This window comes from Virgibacillus sp. DJP39, assembly GCF_049310925.1.
In the GTDB taxonomy this organism is placed as follows: Bacteria; Bacillota; Bacilli; order Bacillales; family Amphibacillaceae; genus Virgibacillus_F.
On the sequence record NZ_JBMERP010000078.1, the window covers coordinates 1 to 16,722 of the forward strand.

19 protein-coding genes and 1 pseudogene are annotated in these 16,722 nt (G+C 35.9%); 2 read left to right on the top strand and 18 right to left on the bottom strand.

Translation table 11 applies throughout. The features are described 5' to 3' along the window. The 14 genes from ACOI1D_RS17800 to ACOI1D_RS17865 form a co-directional block, all read right to left on the bottom strand. A partial coding sequence (locus tag ACOI1D_RS17800) for an ATP-binding cassette domain-containing protein (RefSeq protein WP_422503124.1) occupies nt 1–371 on the bottom strand: 371 nt, incomplete at its 3' end. A 242-nt stretch (nt 372–613) separates the two neighbouring features. Next, the gene (locus tag ACOI1D_RS17805) at nt 614–1,693 is read right to left on the bottom strand and encodes a sensor histidine kinase (RefSeq protein ID WP_422503125.1); all 1,080 of its coding nucleotides are present in this window, start codon (nt 1,691–1,693) and stop codon (nt 614–616) included. After that, nucleotides 1,686–2,366 (bottom strand): response regulator transcription factor, encoded by a 681-nt coding sequence (locus ACOI1D_RS17810; RefSeq protein ID WP_422503127.1) that lies wholly within the window; start codon nt 2,364–2,366, stop codon nt 1,686–1,688. Before ACOI1D_RS17810 ends, ACOI1D_RS17805 begins: the two co-directional genes overlap by 8 nt. 39 nt (nt 2,367–2,405) lie before the next feature. Then, nucleotides 2,406–2,789: a TlpA disulfide reductase family protein gene (locus ACOI1D_RS17815; RefSeq protein WP_422503129.1), complete on the bottom strand. Its 384-nt coding sequence runs from the start codon at nt 2,787–2,789 to the stop codon at nt 2,406–2,408. Further along, on the bottom strand, nt 2,777–3,001 hold the full coding sequence (locus ACOI1D_RS17820; RefSeq protein ID WP_422503131.1) for a hypothetical protein: 225 nt from the start codon (nt 2,999–3,001) through the stop codon (nt 2,777–2,779). The genes ACOI1D_RS17815 and ACOI1D_RS17820 overlap by 13 nt, the downstream gene beginning before the upstream one ends. Nucleotides 3,002–3,032: 31 nt before the next feature. After that, nucleotides 3,033–3,635: a peroxiredoxin family protein gene (locus ACOI1D_RS17825; protein ID WP_422503132.1), complete on the bottom strand. Its 603-nt coding sequence runs from the start codon at nt 3,633–3,635 to the stop codon at nt 3,033–3,035. 19 nt (nt 3,636–3,654) lie between these two features. Next, on the bottom strand, nt 3,655–4,413 hold the full coding sequence (locus tag ACOI1D_RS17830) for a cytochrome c biogenesis CcdA family protein (protein ID WP_422503134.1): 759 nt from the start codon (nt 4,411–4,413) through the stop codon (nt 3,655–3,657). After that, complete coding sequence (locus ACOI1D_RS17835) at nt 4,413–5,054, bottom strand: hypothetical protein (RefSeq protein WP_422503135.1); 642 nt, start codon at nt 5,052–5,054, stop codon at nt 4,413–4,415. The genes ACOI1D_RS17830 and ACOI1D_RS17835 overlap by 1 nt, the downstream gene beginning before the upstream one ends. 139 nt (nt 5,055–5,193) lie before the next feature. Beyond that, complete coding sequence (locus ACOI1D_RS17840) at nt 5,194–5,577, bottom strand: DUF302 domain-containing protein (RefSeq protein WP_422503137.1); 384 nt, start codon at nt 5,575–5,577, stop codon at nt 5,194–5,196. Nucleotides 5,578–5,634: 57 nt separating this feature from the next. Continuing rightward, on the bottom strand, nt 5,635–5,922 hold the full coding sequence (locus ACOI1D_RS17845; protein WP_422503151.1) for a class I SAM-dependent methyltransferase: 288 nt from the start codon (nt 5,920–5,922) through the stop codon (nt 5,635–5,637). 9 nt (nt 5,923–5,931) lie between these two features. Continuing rightward, entirely contained in the window at nt 5,932–6,132 is a 201-nt protein-coding gene (locus ACOI1D_RS17850) for a class I SAM-dependent methyltransferase (protein ID WP_422503139.1), read from the bottom strand. Between the two features lie 207 nt (nt 6,133–6,339). Next, complete coding sequence (locus ACOI1D_RS17855) at nt 6,340–6,894, bottom strand: TetR/AcrR family transcriptional regulator (RefSeq protein WP_422503141.1); 555 nt, start codon at nt 6,892–6,894, stop codon at nt 6,340–6,342. A 5-nt stretch (nt 6,895–6,899) separates the two neighbouring features. After that, entirely contained in the window at nt 6,900–8,306 is a 1,407-nt protein-coding gene (locus ACOI1D_RS17860) for an efflux RND transporter permease subunit (RefSeq protein ID WP_422503142.1), read from the bottom strand. Further along, nucleotides 8,296–9,381, bottom strand: a complete 1,086-nt coding sequence (locus tag ACOI1D_RS17865; protein ID WP_422503144.1) for an MMPL family transporter — start codon at nt 9,379–9,381, stop codon at nt 8,296–8,298. Before ACOI1D_RS17865 ends, ACOI1D_RS17860 begins: the two co-directional genes overlap by 11 nt. Before the next feature lie 658 nt (nt 9,382–10,039). Between ACOI1D_RS17865 and ACOI1D_RS17870 the strand changes: the two genes are divergently transcribed. Continuing rightward, a complete protein-coding gene (locus ACOI1D_RS17870) occupies nt 10,040–10,627 on the top strand; it encodes a cell wall hydrolase (RefSeq protein ID WP_422503146.1) in 588 nt (195 codons plus the stop codon). A gap of 115 nt (nt 10,628–10,742) precedes the next feature. Here the strand turns inward: ACOI1D_RS17870 and ACOI1D_RS17875 are convergent, their stop codons facing one another. Together ACOI1D_RS17875 and ACOI1D_RS17880 are read right to left on the bottom strand one after the other, a co-directional pair. Next, nucleotides 10,743–11,924 (bottom strand): cystathionine gamma-synthase family protein, encoded by a 1,182-nt coding sequence (locus ACOI1D_RS17875; RefSeq protein ID WP_422503148.1) that lies wholly within the window; start codon nt 11,922–11,924, stop codon nt 10,743–10,745. A 24-nt stretch (nt 11,925–11,948) separates the two neighbouring features. Beyond that, nucleotides 11,949–13,121: a M24 family metallopeptidase gene (locus ACOI1D_RS17880; RefSeq protein WP_422503153.1), complete on the bottom strand. Its 1,173-nt coding sequence runs from the start codon at nt 13,119–13,121 to the stop codon at nt 11,949–11,951. A 193-nt stretch (nt 13,122–13,314) separates the two neighbouring features. Here ACOI1D_RS17880 and ACOI1D_RS17885 point away from each other — a divergent pair, with 193 nt between their 5' ends. Next, nucleotides 13,315–13,476, top strand: a complete 162-nt coding sequence (locus ACOI1D_RS17885; protein ID WP_422503149.1) for a hypothetical protein — start codon at nt 13,315–13,317, stop codon at nt 13,474–13,476. A 106-nt stretch (nt 13,477–13,582) separates the two neighbouring features. Here ACOI1D_RS17885 and ACOI1D_RS17890 read toward each other — a convergent pair whose 3' ends face one another. Next, nucleotides 13,583–14,797, bottom strand: coding sequence for an EAL-associated domain-containing protein (locus tag ACOI1D_RS17890; RefSeq protein ID WP_422503150.1), 1,215 nt, complete (start codon nt 14,795–14,797; stop codon nt 13,583–13,585). Between the two features lie 151 nt (nt 14,798–14,948). Then, a pseudogene (locus ACOI1D_RS17895) lies at nt 14,949–16,622 on the bottom strand (ribonuclease J). Nucleotides 16,623–16,722: the final 100 nt, after the last annotated feature.

Here is a 16,722-nt window from a genome sequence, read left to right on the forward strand (position 1 = left end):
CCTACAAGTTTCACAACTTCATTCATTCTTTCCTTCGTTACTTTCTTTGGAACCATTCTTGCGTAATGGACAAGATTATCGTGTCCTGATAGAAATTTATACATTTCCGGATTTTCAATAATTCCCCCAACATGCGCAATTGCTTTTTCATAATTATCCGAAATGCTGAAACCGTTAATCAGCACTTCTCCTTCAGTTATCCCCATTAAACCGACCATCATCCGAATCGTAGTCGTTTTTCCAGCCCCGTTTGGGCCTAGAAAACCAAATACTTCTCCGGGGAATACTTTCAGAGAAATATCATTTATAATTGGAATATTACCTATTTGTTTTTTTACGTTTAATAATTCAACTACGGCTTGCTGCTTCAACGAAATACCTCCTCATTTATCAATAGCTATTATTTCAAGACAATCTTATAACAAGCTTAATAAAACATTAAAAAATTTTAATAAATATAATAAACTATCTCTCTTATGCTAAGTTTATTTTATCCTTTATATCGTTATATTAATTAAAAAACTTGTTTTGCAACTTAAAAACAAAAAAAGCCCCCTTATATAAGGGGCACAAGAAATATATATCAAGAAAGATCAATAGGATAACAAACATTTTAGCTAAGAGGCACAGTAAACCAAAAAGTATGATTATTCACTTGTGAACTAATTCCAATCTCACCTTGATGGTGTTCTATGATTTCTCTTGAAATGGCAAGACCAAGTCCTGTTCCTCCTGTATCACGTGCTCTTGAAGGATCAATACGATAAAATCTTTCAAAGATTTTATCTTGTTCTGATAGAGGAATTATCTGTCCGGATCCAGTAACGGAAACACGATACGCGGACGTTAGGCTTTCACCTACTATCCTAATTGGTCCTGTCCCTTCGTAGTAACGAATTGCATTATCAATTAAGTTACTAATAACCTGTTGAATCCCCCCGTTATGTACGTTCACTATTCCTGATTCTGTTTTAACCTCGATTGAAACACCTGTATTTTTCAGAGTCCATTGAAACATTTCAAGTGATTGCTCCACTAACAGGCGCATATTGACTGACTCTTTTTCAGAAAATGTTTGTTTAGATACATAATCCCATTCTTTCAGTTGTTCAAGCTGTTCAAGCATTGTGATAAGCCGTTTGGTCTCATCGTGAAGTGATTGGTACAGTTTTTGATCTCCTTCTATTACTCCATTATTCAAAGCATTTAGATATCCGTTTAGATTCGATAATGGGGTGCGAAATTCATGGGATAAGTCTGAGACAAGCTTTTGCCGATTATCTTGGTTATTTTTCAATTGCAATACCAATTCATTGAAATGACTAATGAGTTGACCCATCTCATCTTCAGATTCACCATCAATAGGTGTTGGATATTGGCCTTGCTTCATCCGTTTAGTAGAATCTATCAAATCTCTTAATGGACGTATTAACTTTCTAGTTAAATAAAAATGAATCAAACTCCCTATTACTATTGTAGAAATACTAAATGTCCATAAATAGGAGAAGAGAGTGGAATTAAACTTGTCTTGTTTCTGATTATTCATCGTTCCCATTCCATCAACCAGAAAACAAGCTGTATTATAGATCGCCCAACTACTTAGTACAATAAAGGAAGCAACAACAACTATATTTATAAATGTTAGTCGCAATAAAAATCGTTGTGGAAGCCATGACTTTTTATGTTTATTCATCGACGAATTTATAACCCATTCCTCGAACAGTAAGAATACGTTTAGGAGAAGGATTATCATCAATTTTTTCGCGTAGTTTTTTTATATGTGCATCAATAGTACGATCTAATACAGTCTTATCAGCATAGGGATATAGTTGCTGAATGAGATCTTCTCTTGATAAGACAATATTTGGATTCGCCATAAAATGATAAAGAAGATTAAATTCATGTTTAGTCAAATTTAAACGTTTATCAAACAGCAAAACCTCACCTTTTCTGGGTTTAATGCATAACCCATTATATGTAATCTTTTGACAAAACTGTCCAGTTCTTCGTAAAACTGCTTCAACATGTGCGACTAGTTCATCTGGATCAAACGGCTTGGTCAAGTAATCATCAGCACCTATCTTTAATCCATTAATTTTATCATCTGTGCGGACTTTTGCGGAAAGCATAATTATCGATACTTCGTTGCGTTCCTGTTCTCGAACCCACCTACAAAAGTCTTCACCGCTTAGTTTTGGGAGCATCAGATCAAGCACAACCAAACACGGATGATACATTAAAAAGGCGTCCTTAGCAGCTTCACCATCAATCGCCTCCACCACATCATATCCAGCATTAGTTAAATAAATGTTAACAAGCTCACGAATCATTTTATCATCTTCTATAACTAATATTGTTTGTTTCACAGAATCACCTCTTCCCCTTATTATACGATGGCTAAAGGTTTATTGCATTTTTTCAAATTCCTCTACCATCATATCGGAAGTTAATGGACCAAAAGATTTAAATTGAATAACCCCATTCGAATCAATCATAAATGAAGACGGAATTGGACGAATTTGATAATTCGTTGCCACTTTAATTTCTTCATCTAATAATATCGGAAAAGTTAAGTTAAACTCTTTCACAAAATCTTTCACACCCATTATTCCGGACTCTGTTTGCGTCAAATTGACCGCCAATATAACTACTTCTTTATCTTGATGGAATTTTTCCATATCAGGCATTTCTGCACGACAAGGAGGACACCATGTTGCCCAAAAATTCACCATTACCCGTTGACCACGATAATTTGATAGTCTTGCTTTTTCACCATTTAGCGTTTGCAACTCAAAGTCAGGAGCAATGTTGCCTTTATTAAGACCAACATTTGGCTCCGTTGTAGAATACTCTTTGTTTTCTTCATTGCTGGATGAATCAGACACTTCTTGTTGTACTTTCTCATCCTTTGCATCTGTCGTTTCGTTTGTACTAGAACAAAGTCATACATCGCAAAGCCAATCATACCAACAATAACTACGACGATTACCGACTTTTTCATCAAATCACCTCCTAATAGCAAATAGAAACAGTTATTCCATCTTTTCAAATTCTTGCATCATAAGGTCATAATTCATCGCACCAATCGCTTTGAATTGTATACGTCCATTTGAATCAATCATAAAAGATGAAGGGTAGGCTGAAATTTTGTACCGGTTGGACACATCCGATTTCTCATCTAAAAGTATTGAAAATGTTAGTCCAAGCTCGTTAACAAATTCTTGAACTTCATTTAGGTTTGATTCGGTTTCAAGTAAATTCACAGCTAAAATTTTAACATCTTTATTTTTGTGAAATTTTTGCATATCTGGCATTTCTGCACGGCATGGGGGACACCATGTTGCCCAGAAATTCAACATAACTTTTTCTCCCCTGAAATCCGACAACTTAACTGTCTTTCCAGTTAAAGTTTTAAGTTCAAAGTCTGGAGCGATTTTACCTTTTTCAAGTCCGACTTCTTCAGACTCGATAGCTTCTGCCTCCTCTTTCCCATCTTTGGAAGGCGATGTTATTTTGTTTCCTGAGTTAGTATCATTACTCTCCTGAACATTAGTCTCATCATTTGAAATTGTATAATCATATACTGCAAAACCAAACATTCCCACTACAATCAGAATAAGAATTGTCTTTTTCATTGTTCATTACCTCCAAGTTCTACCCTAATTTCGCAAACCATGTATCCTGTACTAATTTAAGAAGAAACCCTGAAATGCGTGGCATTTGGCCTGTAAACAAAATCAGTCCCATAACAATCATAACAATGCCGCCTACTTTCATAATCACTTGACTATGACGAACAATCCACTTGGTCGAACCGAGAAAGAAAGTCAACGTAAGGAACGGTAATACAAAGCCAATGACATACATGGCTGTATATAATATACCCTGCCCAGGGTTACTTGCCGCTAAAAATAAAATAGATCCAAAAATTGGCCCAATACACGGAGTCCATCCTGCTGCAAATCCTAATCCTACAAAAAATGTTCCTAAATACCCTGCTGGTTTCTTCGAATAATGTAAACGCCTTTCTTTCATTAAAGCGGTAATATTAATCCAACCAGCAACAAATAGTCCCATAACAATAATAAAAATCCCTGCTAAACGCTGAATGAGCATTCCTGATTCACCTAATAGTAATTGTTGAATCCAACGCCCTAAAAACGAGGCGCCAACCCCTAAGCTAAGAAATACAAGTGAAACTCCAAGCAAAAAGAATACGGAATGACTCAGTAATTTCCTGCGAATTTTAACATCCTGATTTCCCCGTAGTTCTTTTACACTGATTCCGGTAATATAGGATAAATACGCTGGAAAAATTGGCAATACACAAGGGGACAGAAAAGATAACGCTCCTGCACCTAATGCTAATAACATGCCGACAATCAACATTGTGTCTGTCTCAATTCCACCCATTACGATACCCTCTTTCTTGTATTAAAAGTGATTAAGCATATACTTGTTATAAAAAACACCCCCACAAACCATGGAGCAATAATGTAGCCAAATACCGTCGCGAATGGATAAACAAATGACAGTAGTACCATTCCTACACACCATCCAATTAACATCGTCACGATCAACATAGTAGTTGTTATACGTCCACTAAGGAAAAAAACAACTAGCATGATAATCAGCAAAAATAAATAACCAAACGAGTATGTATTGTTGTTCCACACAAGTTGAATAAACTCGTACATAAATGACGCTACTAAAAATACAAGTAGAAAGGACCTTATAAAGACTAACATATCCATCGGTTTCCGCTTCGCCTTATAATTAAGCATAATTGCACTAAATAAAACAGCTAGATAAAATGCCTCTGAATTACTAGGGTAGGCCAGTATTGCTATAGGATCATTTATGAATACATTGAAATTCAATATTATTTTTCCGATCCACATAAAAACTATGAAATTAATAAGTTGTGAAAACATTTCCTCCATGTGTCTTTTCTTTTGTTCCTTTGATAAATCACTCAGTATATAGTAGAAGATAAATCCTACGGCTAGACTGATAACTATAATAGCGATTGACATTAATTTACTCGCTGCCACCAAGATATTTCCTCCGTTTCAAAGTACTACCCTTATACTGCAATAACAATATGAAAATTTGATGAAAATAGAAATAAAAGAACAATGAGGGTAAGCCTGTTACCCCATTGTCCTTTTGCTGATCTCTATTTTAATCAGTTTAAATGCTTTTATCAATACAAGTAACTAGTCTGTTCTCAATGTCCTCCGCCAATTGCTTAATAGAATCATCATTTACCATTTGAATTAATGTAGTTGGCTTTGGCATACCTATCTTCGTCTTTCCAGCATCTTCATAAACGACAATTTTACAAGGCAAGAAATAACCCACTAGCTGGTTTTGTGATAACACCCTCTGTGCTTCTTTTGGGTTACAGACCTCCAGCACATGATAAGGTTGATCGAAATCGAAGCCTTTTGTTTGTAGCGTTTCCTTGATGTCGAATTGCCAAAGGATTCCAAACTTTTCTTCCTTCAAACTTTTCTCTAGAGATTGAATTGATTCTTCAATTGACTTATTTGTTTCAACTGTATAATGGAACATAAATACATCATCTCCTCTTTATATAGTTTCTTACCCCACTATTGTTGCTTTCACACCTTAGTTTACTGGATTTAATTGAACGACTTCAACTTCAAATTCGTTCTTTTCTAGTCTCTGTGTCAGTTCCTGTGAATCAATTCTTTCGTGAAGTGGAGGGCCAGACTCTGTTTCCATAGCCTCCCATTCAATGAAAAGTACTTGTCCACCAGGTTTTAAGATTCGTTTAATTTCATCTAGTGCCTTACTTATATTTGTCACCTCATGGATAACTAACGAAACGATAACCTTATTCACAGAATCGTCATCAAGTTGAATATTTTCTAAATCACTTACTACATAAATTATATTCTCAAGTTATACCTCACCTGCATTTACCTTCAACATCTCAAGCATTTTTGGTTCTATATCAACAGCATAAACTAAATCCCTCGTACTCTTCGCAATTGGTATTGTGAAATACCCATTACCAGCTCCAAGATCGGCAACAGTATCATTAAAGTTTAAATTCAAGTGTTCAAGTACCTTATCTGGTGGCAATAAATCTTTACGTTTCATGCTCATTAGCTTGTGTGCCTTTTCAGGTTTAAATGTCTGTCATTCCTGTTACTCCTTTCTTAATCATTGTATTTTCTATTATGGCTTAACGCTATACCTATGCAGGTATAGTTGTCAAACTGTATTTATTACACTTCTTATATGAAAGAACAAATATAGTGTAGTGCTTAGTAGCATCAGCTCAATCGAGGCGTGGGCTGACTTTCACTAAATTATCGCCATCATGGCGTGAGCATGTTTTTTTGCGATGACGCGTTTTTCTTCTGTGGATAACATATAATAAACAACATCGCTTGGTAAAATTACATAACTCAGAAAAATCCCACCAAGCTGTCTTGTACAAAAATCAGTGTCGACATCTTGATTTTCAAAATGAAGATCCAACCCCTTCTTTAAACTTGTAAATATGATTGCTGGAAAATTGACATCGTCTGGTAAATTCCCACGTAAGCTTTCAGCAATAAGCATTTTTACTAAATCAATATTTTTTGATAACACTTCTAACCTGTTTTCAATAATCGCAATCAAAAATGTCTCAGTATCCCGTTCCTGTGCCAGCTTTAAAACACGCGATCCAAATTGTTTCTCTAGTACATTTTTAATTACAGTAACAAATAAATTCTGTTTTGTAGAAAATTTTCGATACAACGTTACTTCAGCCACGTCTGCTTCATTTGCAATCTCTTGTGTTGTCGCTTGCAGGCCTTTCTTTATAAAAACGGTAACCGCTGCCTTGAGAATCTGTTCTGTTTTATCGCGCATTTCTTTCACCTCTCATTTGTACGTATATACTTTATTTTCACAAAGCGATCAAAAATAATCAAGATAGAAGGCATGACAACAATCGTACTAAAGAAAGCCAGCGAAATATTGATTAAGGTCATCATACCGAAATTACTCAAGATAACAAAGTCAGATGCAAGTAAAGCACTGAATCCCCCCATCGTAGTGATTGCAGATGCAAAAATCGATTTCCCTATTTTTTGGTTAGCTATAATAACTGCGTCAATACTTGAATTTCCACTTTCCCGTTCTTCATAATACCTCTCCATAATTAAAATGGTGAATTCCGTACCAATTCCAATGATCAATGCGCCTAAAGTCGCTGTCAGTGGAGTATAGCTTATTCCTGCCAAATACATCACCGCCCCAGACCAACCAATAATGAAGATAATCGGTATCAAAGGTATAAAAGCTTTAATTGGATGCCGATAAACTGCTAACAACCCAAAAAACACAAGTACCATACCAAGCAAGGTCATCTTGTACCTTCCAGTCGTTAATGCGGTAACCATTTCGACGTCTAATACGGCTTTGCCTGTTACAGTTGTTTTCATATTTTCTGGTTGATTGTCTTTAAGGTATTGATTCAAATTCTTGATAAAGCTTTTTAATGGCTCAGCTTCCAGGTGTTTAATTCCAACAGTGATGACACCTTTCGTCTCTGATTCATTAACAAGCAATTTAAGTTGTTGATTTGGAATAGTTTTTATCTGTTCTTCTATTTTAGCTTGGGCCGGCACTTCCCCTTCATTCAATTGTTTAAGTACTTCAGTAATTGAATTTGATTCTACTACTATCTCTCCAAACTCGTTTTTAATCTCTTGACTCGTAGATTCTACCCAACTAAGAGATTTATGAGACAGGATATTTTCTCCTTCGTACAGGATAGAAACTTTCTCTGTTGTACCAAGAACATCCCTTAATTCATGAATATCATCTAAGGCTTGGAGATCCTGTGGCATAAAGGACTCTACATCTGTCTCCGCTCCAGCATCAAGATCGACCCATATTCCAAATCCTGCAGTAAAGAAGGCTAACAATATAATTAACCATCTTAATGAGACCAATCGTTTCGTAAATTGACCGAGTAAAGTCTCAAATTTAGATACTTTTTTTACCTTTTTTGTGTGAGAGACTGATTGTTTATTTGAAAAAAATTTATCTCTAGTGAATAGTATTGGTATCAATATTAATACTCCAACAATAAAGCTGATAATCATTCCCGCAGTAAGCATTTTTCCAAAGTCTTGAATCATCGGAACAGGTGAAGTGTAAAGTGCAATAAAACCTAACGCAGTTGCAATTAGAGCAGTCAATACAGCTGGAACCATTTTCGTAACAGTCCGATATAAACTTTTCTGTGCATGATTACCAAACTTTTTATTCTTCATAATGATTCTCGCTTCCTTCCATTTCTTCGGTATAACGACTCTGGAATTGGATGCCATAGTCAATACCTAGGCCAATTAAGATAGGAAATACTGCCATTGACACCATCGTGATTGAAATATTGACCCAGCCCATGAAACCGACTGTTCCAGCTACTGCTACTAAAATAATTCCTAAAGGTAATAAACGCCATCTTGTTTTGAATGCTAGGGTCAACACAATAATCATGATTCCAATGGCGAGAATCATCATTTTTTTCATACTAGCTTGCATAGAAGTGCGAATTGCACCATCCAGAACTGGTTTTCCCGATACAAACGTTTCTGTTGTTGTTAGTGAATACTGATCAAAATAGTCTTTAATGGATGCTATTGTTTCACTTTTGTCTTCATCACTAGCTTTAGCTTTGAATGTAATTGACATCATCATATACTTGCCATCCATAATTAGTTTATTGAACATATCTTGTAGTTCTCCGTTATCATCATAGATCATATGATTCAGCGACTTTTGTGTTTGAGGAAGTCCAGGAGATAGATAATCCGAATATTTCTGCATATTATCGAGTTTCTTACTGATGGAGCCCAACTGGTCATGCATTTCCTGCAGCCCAATGCTTGATTCATTTGCTAACTGACTGTCTTCAATTCTGTTTATCTTTCCACCGATTGCATCAAGACTATAAATCACCTTTGACAGCCCTTTTTGGTAATTTTCTTCCTGATTCTCTGCTATCTTATTAACGAGCATCACCGGGCTAATAATGCTATAAATAGTTTGATTTTCTTCAAGTTCTTGTTGCAATCTTTCCATGTGCTCAAAGTTGTCAATCGTAAGTAACTCCTTCTGATCGACACTTTCGTACATGACAACGATTGACTCACCACCGAATTCTCTTTCTAAAGCAAGATTTTCTTGATACACATCAGATTCACTACTAACTAATGTATCGTTGCCTGTTGCCATTTTCACATCCTGTACCCCAATTGCTAAGATTGCGATAAGTAAAGCCGTCATTAGCATTGTTTTTAATGGGTTTTTCTTTAATAATTGAAATAACCGCTTAAGGATGAACATATTTATTAACTCCTTTTTATCAAATTTCACATACCTTATATCTAATCTTTATTATAATTTTAAGTATGTAAGTAATAACTTACATTCATTATATGCATATCTTCTATATTATGCAAGAACAACTCTGCTAAACATATTCAATCTGCCACCATTCATTAGGTTTTTTAGATTCAGCAAAAGTAATTGATAGTGAAAGTGAATTTCTCAATTTAAACAATAGTGCAAAGCTGGTTTAATTCGTACTTATCGGTTTCCCATTAAAAAGCTATCGTAGTATATGTGATGTGCTTTAATTACTTATTTCATCTATACCTATATCAACAAAGGTTCATTTTTATAAATATGCTATCAACTTTACTATTCCCATTGAATTGATATTATCCTATCGCTTGCAATTTGGTTATTGCCAGGCCCATGGTGAAATTCTCCCATCGTAATAGTTCTGTAATATGCTGTTATACTAAACCCTTTTTATTCCATTTAAACCTGAAACTGTATTTTTTAACTTCAAGGAATATATTCCCACTTCGCTAATAGATGCTTGAAGCTACTAGTTTTCTGAAATTGATAGTTTAATAGTCATTTTTTGGTTAATGATTAAGTATGTTACATCTAGTAGCCTTTTATGTAGAGCAAATTTTACTAGGAGGCTATTACAATGAATAAATTAAAGAAGTTAATTATGGTTACTACATTATCGATTGCAGTTCTATTTCTTCCGACAGGAGCCAATGCTGCTTCATATAAAGTACAAGAAGGTGACTCATTTTGGTTAATTGCAAACAATTACGGTCTATCTCTAGCAAACTTACAGCAAGCAAATAACCGTTCAGGAAGTCTTTTATATGCTGGTGAAACAATTGAAATTCCGAGTTCTGTTTCTTATTCGGAAAAAAAACTTATGGCTAAACTTATACATGCAGAAGCTAAAGGAGAATCATTTGCAGGAAAAGTTGCAGTAGGGACAGTAATCCTGAACCGTGTTGACCACAAAGAGTTCCCTAACACAATAGCAGGTGTTGTCTATGAACAGGAAGGCGGTCACTACGCATTCTCTCCTGTACAAGACGGTGCTATCCATCAAGGGTACAATGCTACTGATATGCGGGCAGTAAATGAAGCTCTTGCATTCAGGGGTCAAGGCCAAGGGTCCATCTATTTCTATAATCCAGAGACAGCTCAAAGTGAATGGATTTTTTCACGTGACGTGACCATAAAAATTGGGAATCATGTATTCGCTAAATAATTTTTTCCTTGTAATAAATATAAACCTACAAATCTTTTAAAAAGATTTGTAGGTTTTTTTGAACTTGTAAGAAAGCTAATATCCGTATAAGCCTAGTTACCTAACATAAGCTTGCTCAGTCTAACACTTCAAAGGCTTGCTTTAAGTCGTCAAGCAAATCGTCTATCTCTTCTATACCCGCTGAATAGCGAATAAGACCTTCTGGAATACCTAATGCTTGCCGTTCTTCTGGATTGCACTCTACGTGGCTGGTAGTACGCGCCGGACCGACTGTTGTTTCGACAGCACCAAGATTTGCCGCACGATTAGCAAGCTGTAACTTTGGTAAAAATGATCGAACTGCATCCATTCCACCCTTTAAAGAAAAACTCAGCATCCCACCAAATTGTTTCATTTGTTGTTTTGCTATATCATGATGCTTATGTGTCTCAAGTCCTGGATAAAAAACCTCATCAACAGCGTCAACGGTTTGTAGAAACTCCGCAACCCGCATTGCGTTCGCGCATTGAGTCCGAACTCGCAAATGGAGTGTTTTAGCACCTCTAAGCAATAAATAAGCGGCCATAGGGTCAAGTGTTGCACCATTAATTTCCCGATAATGATAAATTTGTTCAATTAACTCAGTGCGCCCGCAAGCTACTCCGCCTAAAGCATCTGCATGACCACCTAAAAACTTAGTAGCACTATGAATAACCAAATCTGCTCCAAAAGATAAAGGGGTTTGATTGATTGGAGTAGCAAATGTATTATCAACGAACACTAGAGCACCAACTTTTTTCGCTGCATCGACCATTCTCTTAATGTCAGTAATTTTAACAGTTGGATTAGTTGGGGTTTCTAAATACAAGATTTTACAACCTTTACCAACCTCTTTTTCAATAGATACATGATCACCAGTCTCACAAAGCGTTACATTAATATTCAATTGCGGTAAAAACTCAGAGAAAATTTTATTAGTTCCACCATACGTATCTTTAATAGAAACAATTCGGTCACCTGGCCGCAGAAAAGTGGCTAATGAATTACTGATCGCTGCCATACCTGTTGAAAAACTAGTAGAGTCCTCTGCCCCTTCCAAAATCTTAATTTTATCCTCAAAAGCCTGCACAGTCGGGTTTGTGTTTCTACCATAAATATGACCTTTTTTCTTTCCGACAGCAACATCGTACCATTCATCGATATCATCATAACCATAAGCTACACTAAACACTACAGGGACTTGGGTTGCTCCGTGAACCAAATAATCCTTTTCTCCTGCCCACACCGATTTAGTTCCAATCTGAGTATACTTGTCCATAAAAATTCACCCCTATAAAATATTTTATGCTTTTATATATAATTCCCTGGGAAAGTCGGCAAACATTTCACATCCAGTTTCTGTAATGTGAATAGCTTCACTAACCTCAAATCCAAAATCATCAAACCAGATACCTGGTATTAAGTGAAGACACATATTCGGTTCAATAATGGTTTGATCACCATTTCGGACACTTATTGTATGTTCACCCCAATCGGGCGGATAACTTAATCCAACGGAATACCCAATCCTTGAATCCTTTTTATACCCATGTTTTGCAATACTTGTTCGCCAAACTGCTTCTACCTGTTCACTCGTCATTCCAGGTTTAATAGTTGAAAGAACTTTATTTAAACCCTCAACGACAACTTTTGATAAATCAATAAGTTTGCCAGATGCCTTCCCCAAAACCATCGTTCTTGCCAAGGGGGAATGATAACGTTTATAACAACCTGCTAATTCCAGGATAACAGGATCACCATGTTCATAGGTTTCATCCGTCCAGGTCATATGGGGTGCGTTCGTTTTCTTCCCTCTTGGTAACATCGGTACAATCGCTGTATAATCTCCACCAAAATCTGACATACCTTTTATTTGCGCATGTAGGATATTAGCCGCTACATCACATTCTCTAACACCCACGTTGACGGACTCGTATCCAACCTTCATTGCATTTTCCACTATTTTGGCAGCCTTTTTCATATATCCTATTTCCTGGTCGGACTTAATGAGTCTTGACCAATTTACTAATGTACTAGCATCAAAAAAATTTGCATCGGGAAGATTTTTCTCTAACTGTTTTAAACAACGCGCAGAAAAAAAGTGAGATTCCATTTCCACCCCAATTGTTTTTTCTTCTTTACCTTTTTGAATTAAAAGATCAGAAACGAAATCCATCGAATGCTGGAATTCAGATTGAACATATTCATCCCCATACGAAATTATCCGTTCATGATTAATCCAGGTTGTTAACTTTGCACTGTTCGCATCCATTTCTCTCCCTAACCAGAGCGGTTCTTCTTCATCAATGAATAATATAACCATTTGTTGAACATAAAAACTCCAGGCATTATAACCGGTTAAATAATTCATGTTAGAAGGATTAGTTACAAGTAACACCTCTATTCTGCGTTCCTGCATCTTTTGTTTAATCTTTTTTACCCTTGGCTGAAACTCTACAAGTTCAAACACATAAATCACCCCTTTCCTTCCTATTACCTAGCATATAAAGAATTGTCTGAATTAGCACAAAATAATTGTACTAAACCGTTAAAATATAATCCGTGAATAGATGATTTAAATTTTGTAAAATGAACAAACTAAACAAAACAGGAAAACTGATTTATTTTCTAGATTGGGTTTCAACTATTATTGATAGGAGGGTCAATTCATGTCAGAGGAAAATAAAAATCGTAACAAAGACAAAGGCAGACAAAATAACAAAATTAAATATGATAATCAGATAGCAGATGTTGAGTTAGCAAAGGATAATGAAACTGAAAGTGAATTTCTTAATTTAGACAACAAAAAAAACAAACGGAAACGTGACTAGAATGAGTCAGACGAAACTTACCTGCACTTATGCAGAAAGAAAGTTTTTTACTTTCCTTCAAAAGAAAAGCCATCAACTTCAAAAGTTGATGGCTTTTCATTCTTACTTAGAGTAACAACGATTCATTTTCATAAATATACGAATAGCTTATATCAATAAACAAGAAGTCATTTTCAGATAAAGGATAGCCAAATGTTCGTACCATTTCTCGCGTTTCAATATCTGAATAAACATCAGATAATATTCCCCTTTTCCACGTTTTCATTTGCATCATATTTTCCAGAAAATAAGGCCGAAACGCCCAATTAGAACCTAATTTATCCAGCTCCACTTTCCACTTATCGTCATGCTTTCTAAAGTTTGAAGACACTTGCTGACCATCACTATCGCATACATACATACGAAAACTCTCGGCATCAAACTGGGCAGTGACAGCATCTATAAACGCATCTACTTTTTTTGTCCCTTCCCACTTTGATAGTAGATTCTTCATCTTTTGTTCCCAATTCCACACGTGTTTTAGTCGATCTTCTATCTTGGACTTTTCCCGTTGAATATAAGCAGCAAACTTTTCTCTAACATTGACTGACAGTACCTCTTCAGCTGCAAGATCAAATCCCGGCTTTGCTAAATAAAATCCTTGGTAGTAGCGACCACCATGTTTCCAGGCAAAATTAAGCTGATAATCATCTTCTATATTCTCAAACAAGAGTGCCGCACCAATTCTTCGTGCTAACATCGACAGCGAATACATAATGTCCTGAAAACCTTCCGAGTGTCGATTGCGAATAATTCTTGTATCAATTTTTAAAATATGTGGCTCCAGTTGACGAATACGATCAATATTAGAACTTTTGGCGCCTACTTGATCGACAGCAATCTTAATTCCATAAGTTTTGTAGTAAAGGAGCAAATGAATCAGTTGTTCGTAATCTTCTTCAAAATCATGTTCCGTAACCTCAATAACAATTCTGTTCATCGAAAAGCCCTTCTTTTCAAACATAATTAAGGATTGCAGTAAGTCATCTCCATTGTTAACCAATAATTGTTTGGCATTTCGATTGATAAACAAATGACCTGTTTCGTTCGATTCAATCATATCGGATATTGCTATGTATAATAGGTGTTGATCTACTTCTACCTTGAATTCCTCGGGTACCTCATTGTCCTGAAAAAAATCACCAAGGCTATGCCATTCATTATCATTATAAAATCGTCCCAATACCTCATAACCAAAAACAGTGTGCCTAATAGCACTTACAATCGGTTGATAAACAGGCTTTATATTATTCAAATTTCCTACAATGTCTAACGGATCCATGGGTTACCCCCTTTTATTAACTTTTCTGGTGATACTAATTACGTTCAATTATATCACGGTGCTCATTATCTATCATAGAATGATCAATCAAAATAATAAAAAAGATACAAGACCCAACTTGGATCCTGCATCTTTTTATTAACATCATCTGTTAAACTTCAATAATAATTGGAAGTATCATTGGCTTTCTTTTCGTTTGTTTAAAAATAAATTGACCAACCGATTTTTTTATATCTTGTTTGATAGCACCCCATTGATTCTTGTTCTTGCCTTGTAAATCACTGACGGTTCTCGTTATAATCCGGTTAACATCCTGCAAGAGTTCATCAGCATCTCGTACATACACGAAACCACGTGTGATTGTATAAGGTGATGACACCAGCTTTTTCTCACTTTTACTCATAGTTAAAACAACTACAAGCATACCATCCTCAGATAGCTGTTTTCGGTCTCTTAACACAATATCTCCTACATCCCCAACACCCATACCATCAACATAAGTATTTCCGACCGGTATCTTTCGGGTTTGACGAGCTGCTTTGTTTTCAATATCTACAACGTCCCCATTGTTCATTACAAATGTGTTCTCTTGATCCACTCCAACTGATTCGGCTAATAAACGGTGCTGGTACAACATTCTAAGTTCGCCGTGAATCGGAATAAAATACTTCGGTTTCATCAAGGTGAGCATTAGCTTCAAATCTTCTTGATACCCGTGACCGGATACATGCATTCCGGACGAACTACCTGATCCGTATATAACTTTGGCTCCAAGTGAAAATAGATTATCAACAATGCGGGTAACATTTTTCTCGTTTCCAGGTATCGGTCCCGCTGCAAATATAACCGTATCTCCCGCTAATATCTCAGCGCCTCGAAAATTTCCAGTTGACAATCTAGCTAGAGCAGCAAGTGGCTCCCCCTGACTTCCCGTACATAAAATAACGACATTTTCAGGATCAAACTGATTTATTTGCTCCGGTCCAATCAGCATTCCATCCGGAACATCCAAATAACCGCGGTCCATCGCAACCTGAACGACATTAATCATACTTCTACCCAGCAATACAAGCTTACGATTTGTTTTCTGAGCAGCAGTAACTACTTGCTGTACTCGGTTAATATTGGAAGCGAAAGTAGAAATAATAACTTTATTATTTGCCTTTCTAAAGGCCTCTTCTACATGATCCCCTACAATGCGCTCTGAGGGAGTGAGACCAGGGCGTTCAGCATTTGTACTTTCTGATAATAGAAGCAGTACTCCATCATTTCCGATTTCAGCCATTTTATGAATATCCGAATGCTCGTTATTTGCAGGCGTTAAATCAAATTTAAAGTCGCCTGTATGTACGATATTGCCCGCTGGAGTATGAAAGACAATCCCTAGACAATCGGGAATACTATGGTTTACTTAAAAAAAGTTTACATTAATATCTTCAAAGTTAATGTTTGAATCCGTATTAATTTCCACTAATTTAGTATCCCTTAGAATTCTATGTTCTTTTAGTTTTAATTCAATTAAACCTAATGTAAAGCGAGTCGCGTACACAGGTACATTCAATTTTTTTAAAAAGAAAGGAATTCCCCCGATATGATCCTCATGTCCATGTGTGACAATTAAAGCTTTGATTTTGTCTTTATTTTCTACTAAATAGGCAATATCAGGAATGATTAAATCAATTCCCAATAAACTTTCATCTGGAAACTTATTACCACAGTCGATTAAAAGAATAGAGTCTCCATACTGAATAGCGTACATATTTTTGCCGATTTCATTTAAGCCACCTAAAGCAAAAATGGATAATAAACTTTCTTTTGTGCTCAAATTTATTCCTCCCACTCTCAAGATTATATTTAGTATGCCCTTTTGTTTTTTTCTTTATAAAGGATTGATGATATGTTTACACCACATCTTCCCTCTTTTT

What these genes read in the sequence shown, in the direction of transcription:
- ACOI1D_RS17805 (WP_422503125.1), bottom strand. Translation starts at nt 1,693, where the DNA reads ATGAATAAACATAAAAAGTCATGGCTTCCACAACGATTTTTATTGCGA.
- ACOI1D_RS17820 (WP_422503131.1), bottom strand. Translation starts at nt 3,001, where the DNA reads ATGAAAAAGTCGGTAATCGTCGTAGTTATTGTTGGTATGATTGGCTTT.
- ACOI1D_RS17825 (WP_422503132.1), bottom strand. Translation starts at nt 3,635, where the DNA reads ATGAAAAAGACAATTCTTATTCTGATTGTAGTGGGAATGTTTGGTTTT.
- ACOI1D_RS17830 (WP_422503134.1), bottom strand. Translation starts at nt 4,413, where the DNA reads ATGGGTGGAATTGAGACAGACACAATGTTGATTGTCGGCATGTTATTA.
- ACOI1D_RS17840 (WP_422503137.1), bottom strand. Translation starts at nt 5,577, where the DNA reads ATGTTCCATTATACAGTTGAAACAAATAAGTCAATTGAAGAATCAATT.
- ACOI1D_RS17850 (WP_422503139.1), bottom strand. Translation starts at nt 6,132, where the DNA reads ATGAAACGTAAAGATTTATTGCCACCAGATAAGGTACTTGAACACTTG.
- ACOI1D_RS17855 (WP_422503141.1), bottom strand. Translation starts at nt 6,894, where the DNA reads ATGCGCGATAAAACAGAACAGATTCTCAAGGCAGCGGTTACCGTTTTT.
- ACOI1D_RS17860 (WP_422503142.1), bottom strand. Translation starts at nt 8,306, where the DNA reads ATGAAGAATAAAAAGTTTGGTAATCATGCACAGAAAAGTTTATATCGG.
- ACOI1D_RS17865 (WP_422503144.1), bottom strand. Translation starts at nt 9,381, where the DNA reads ATGTTCATCCTTAAGCGGTTATTTCAATTATTAAAGAAAAACCCATTA.
- ACOI1D_RS17870 (WP_422503146.1), top strand. Translation starts at nt 10,040, where the DNA reads ATGAATAAATTAAAGAAGTTAATTATGGTTACTACATTATCGATTGCA.
- ACOI1D_RS17875 (WP_422503148.1), bottom strand. Translation starts at nt 11,924, where the DNA reads ATGGACAAGTATACTCAGATTGGAACTAAATCGGTGTGGGCAGGAGAA.
- ACOI1D_RS17885 (WP_422503149.1), top strand. Translation starts at nt 13,315, where the DNA reads ATGTCAGAGGAAAATAAAAATCGTAACAAAGACAAAGGCAGACAAAAT.
- ACOI1D_RS17890 (WP_422503150.1), bottom strand. Translation starts at nt 14,797, where the DNA reads ATGGATCCGTTAGACATTGTAGGAAATTTGAATAATATAAAGCCTGTT.